This is a genomic window from Albidovulum sp. (assembly GCF_049646345.1).
Lineage (GTDB): Bacteria > Pseudomonadota > Alphaproteobacteria > Rhodobacterales > Rhodobacteraceae > Albidovulum.
The window spans coordinates 1-3,956 of sequence record NZ_JBARVQ010000009.1; the positions used below are offsets into that span (position 1 = coordinate 1).

The following is a 3,956-nucleotide window of genomic DNA, read 5'->3' on the forward strand; positions in this document are numbered from 1 at the left end:
GGGCCCACCGGCCTGCGGTCCCTTGCCATCGGAATCGTCACCGGGGCCACCTTGGCCAGCGCCATCGCCACCCTGATTACCCTGACCGGCCTGCGAGCCCTGACCGCCCTGGCCCTGACCGCCCTGATTGCCCGGCGCTTCGTCTTTCTTTGGACCTTCTGAGGTATCCTCGGCCAAAGCTGCGCCCGGAAATGTATAGCCGGCCAAGAAACCTGCGCCGCCAGCCAGCACTGCACACATGGCAAGAGCTGATACAGCCTGCTTGAAACTCGGAATACTGTGGAATCTGCGAACTTTCATTTTTTCCTCCGCTCGGAATTCTTATTGCGGAGCCACACTGGACCATATGTGATCACTTGCGAATTGATGAATATCAAAAAGTGTTGAGTTTCTTGAAGATTTCCAGAATTTCTTACCGCTTGTCGCTGCCAGAGCGGTTCGGTTAGGGTCCGGGCATGAGCACATATTACTATTCTCACCCGGATTGCCTTGATCACGTGACCCCATATGGGCACCCCGAACAGGTTGCCCGGTTAAAAGCGATTGCCACGGCACTGTCCGATGCGTCTTTCGAATCCCTGATTCGCTGTGAGGCACCGCTGGCCGACGAAGACGACCTGCTGCTTTGCCATCCGCAATCCTACATCGACCGGATCACAGGGGCGGTGCCGCTGAGCGGATCGGTCCCGCTGGATGCAGACACGCATATGTCGCCGGGATCGTTGAAGGCGGCGTTGCGCGCGGTTGGCGGAACGATTGCGGCGGTGGACAGCGTCGTTGACGGGAGCGCGGCCAACGCCTTTGTCGGATGCCGGCCTCCCGGGCACCATGCCGAGGCTGAAACGCCGATGGGATTCTGTCTGTTCGGCAATGTGGCCATCGCGGCCAAGCACGCGGTGCAGCGGCGCGGGCTGTCGCGGGTGGCCGTGGTCGATTTCGACGTGCATCACGGCAATGGCACGCAGGACCTGTTGTGGGAGGAAGCGCGGACATTGTTCATCACCAGCCAGCAGATGCCGCTTTGGCCGGGCACCGGTGACCCGAGCGAGCGCGGCGCACATGACAATGTCATCAACATCCCGCTGGCCCCCGGTACAGGCGGGGTCGAGATGCGGCGCGCTTATGAAGGCCGGGTCTTTCCGGCGCTGGAAGAGTTCCGGCCAGAGCTGATCCTTGTCTCTGCAGGGTTTGATGCGCATCGCGACGATCCGCTGGCCAGTCTGAACTGGGAGACAGAAGATTTCGCCTGGCTGACGCGGCGCCTTTGCGACATCGCAGCGGATTGCTGTGACGGGCGGGTGGTCTCGACACTAGAGGGTGGATATGATCTGACAGCGCTGGGCCAGTCGGTGGCGGCCCATGTGAAGGTGTTGATGGAGCGCGGCGGATGAGCGAGACAGCGGTTTCCGAAATGACATTCGAGCAGGCGATGGCCGAGCTGGAGCGCGTGGTCGGGCAGCTGGAGCGTGGCGACGTGCCGCTGGAAGATTCGATCAAGCTTTACGAACGCGGGGCCGAGTTGAAGGCGCGTTGCGAGAAAAAGCTGAAAGAGGCCGAGGAAAAGGTCGAGCGGATCACGCTGAACGCCGATGGTACGCCATCGGGAACGGACCCCGTCGAAGGGCTATAGCACATGTTCAACGACCGCCTGCGGGATGTCGCGATGCAGGTCGAGTCCTGTCTGGCCGAAATGCTATTGCCGCTGGGCACGGCACCGGTGGCCGAGGCGATGCGTTATGCCACGCAAGGCGGCAAGCGCATACGAGCCTTTCTGGTGATGGAAAGTGCGGCCCTGCACGGTGTCTCGGATGCGGCGAGCGTCTGGGCCGCGGCTGCTGTCGAGGCGCTGCATGCCTATAGCCTTGTGCATGACGACCTTCCCTGCATGGATGACGACGACCTGCGCCGCGGCCAGCCGACGGTGCATGTGAAGTGGGACGAGGCCACCGCAGTTCTGGTTGGCGATGCGCTACAGGCCTTGGCATTCGAGTGTCTGACAAGGCCAGAATTGCATCCCGATCCTTCAATCCGGCTGGCGCTGGTCGCGTCACTTGCACGGGCGTCGGGTGCGCAGGGCATGGTGATGGGGCAGGCGCTGGATATCGCCGCCGAGACATCGACGGAAAGTCTGTCGCTTGACCAGATCACCCGGTTGCAGGCGCTGAAGACTGGTGCCCTGATCGGCTGGTCAGCGGAAGTGGGGCCGGTTCTGGCCGGGGACGATCCCGAGCCTTTGCGACGTTACGCGGGCGCTCTGGGGCTTGCCTTCCAGATCGCCGACGACATCCTTGATGTGACCGGGGATGCCGCAAAGACAGGCAAACGCGTTGGAAAGGATGCCGACGCGGGCAAGGCGACATTCGTGTCGCTTCTGGGCCTGAACGGGGCAAGGGACCGGGCCAGATCCCTTGTCGCAGAGGCAGAAGCGGCCCTGACACCCTACGGCGGGAAGGCAGAAGCCTTGCGGGAAGCGGCCCGGTTCGTTATCTCGCGCGAGATGTAGTGCTGGCCCAAGGGGGCTGAATGACCGATCGACCCAAGACACCTTTGCTGGACCGTGTGAATGTGCCCTCCGATATGAAGGGCATGAGCGATGCCGAATTGCGGCGGCTGGCGGATGAACTGCGCGCCGAGACCATCAGTGCGGTGTCCGAGACCGGCGGGCATCTTGGCGCGGGACTTGGCGTCGTTGAACTGACGGTGGCGCTTCATGCTGTCTTTGATGCGCCGAAGGACCGGATTATCTGGGACGTGAGTCACCAGTGCTATCCGCACAAGATCCTTACCGGGCGGCGCGACCGGATTCGGACCCTGCGTCAGAAGGGCGGGCTTTCAGGTTTCACCAAGAGATCCGAAAGCCCCTATGACCCGTTCGGAGCGGCCCATTCCTCGACTTCTATATCGGCCGCGCTGGGCTTTGCCGTGGCACGTGATCTGGGTGGAGCGACGGAACACGGGATCGGCGATTGCATTGCGGTGATCGGCGATGGCGCGATGAGTGCGGGAATGGCCTATGAAGCGATGAACAACGCAGGCCATCTGGGAAAGCGTCTGTTCGTCATTCTGAATGACAACGAGATGTCGATTGCACCGCCGGTCGGCGCAATGTCGACGTATCTGTCGCGTCTCTACGCTGGCGATCCCTATCAGGAATTCAAGGCTGCCGCGAAAGGCGCGATCAGCCTGCTGCCGCCGCCGTTTCAGGAAGGTGCCCGCCGGGCAAAGGAAATGCTCAAGGGCATGACTGTCGGCGGCACGATGTTCGAAGAGCTTGGGTTTTCCTATGTCGGGCCCATCGACGGGCATGACATGGAACAGCTTCTGTCGATCCTGCGCACTGTCAAGACGCGGGCAACGGGGCCGGTGCTGATCCATGCGATCACCAAGAAGGGCAAGGGATATGCCCCGGCGGAAGGCGCATCGGACAAGGGGCACGCGACGGCCAAGTTCGATGTGGTCACTGGCAAGCAGAAGAAGGCGCCGTCCAACGCGCCGAGCTATACACGCGTCTTTGCCGACGCGCTGCTGCGCGAAGCGGCGGCGGATGACAAGATCGTCGCCGTCACGGCCGCGATGCCGGATGGCACCGGCCTGAACCTGTTCGCGGAACGCTACCCCAGCCGCTGCTTCGATGTCGGCATCGCCGAACAGCATGCGGTCACATTCAGCGCCGGAATGGCGGCGGGCGGGATGAAACCCTTTTGCGCGCTCTATTCCACGTTCCTGCAGCGCGGCTACGATCAGGTTGTGCATGATGTGGCGATCCAACGCCTGCCGGTGCGATTTGCCATCGACCGCGCCGGGCTGGTTGGCGCAGACGGTGCGACCCATGCGGGCGCCTATGACATCGCCTTCTTGTCGAACCTGCCCGGCATGGTCGTCATGGCAGCCGCGGATGAAGCCGAGCTGGTGCATATGGTTGCCACTGCCGCCGCACATGACGACGGACCCATTGC

4 protein-coding genes are annotated in these 3,956 nt (G+C 62.3%); all 4 read left to right on the forward strand.

Going from position 1 to position 3,956, the window contains the following annotated elements:
• Positions 1-455 precede the first annotated feature (455 nt).
• On the forward strand, positions 456-1,391 hold the full coding sequence (locus WBB85_RS00190) for a histone deacetylase family protein (protein ID WP_432636604.1): 936 nt from the start codon (positions 456-458) through the stop codon (positions 1,389-1,391).
• Positions 1,388-1,630, forward strand: coding sequence for an exodeoxyribonuclease VII small subunit (locus WBB85_RS00195; protein WP_432636605.1), 243 nt, complete (start codon positions 1,388-1,390; stop codon positions 1,628-1,630). The genes WBB85_RS00190 and WBB85_RS00195 overlap by 4 nt, the downstream gene beginning before the upstream one ends.
• A 33-nt stretch (positions 1,631-1,663) precedes the next feature.
• Positions 1,664-2,503, forward strand: coding sequence for a polyprenyl synthetase family protein (locus tag WBB85_RS00200; protein ID WP_432636607.1), 840 nt, complete (start codon positions 1,664-1,666; stop codon positions 2,501-2,503).
• A gap of 20 nt (positions 2,504-2,523) precedes the next feature.
• On the forward strand, positions 2,524-3,956 hold a 1,433-nt coding region (dxs, locus tag WBB85_RS00205), incomplete at its 3' end, for a 1-deoxy-D-xylulose-5-phosphate synthase (RefSeq protein WP_432636606.1).

What these genes read in the sequence shown, in the direction of transcription:
- WBB85_RS00190 (WP_432636604.1), top strand. Translation starts at nt 456, where the DNA reads ATGAGCACATATTACTATTCTCACCCGGATTGCCTTGATCACGTGACC.
- WBB85_RS00200 (WP_432636607.1), top strand. Translation starts at nt 1,664, where the DNA reads ATGCAGGTCGAGTCCTGTCTGGCCGAAATGCTATTGCCGCTGGGCACG.
- WBB85_RS00195 (WP_432636605.1), top strand. Translation starts at nt 1,388, where the DNA reads ATGAGCGAGACAGCGGTTTCCGAAATGACATTCGAGCAGGCGATGGCC.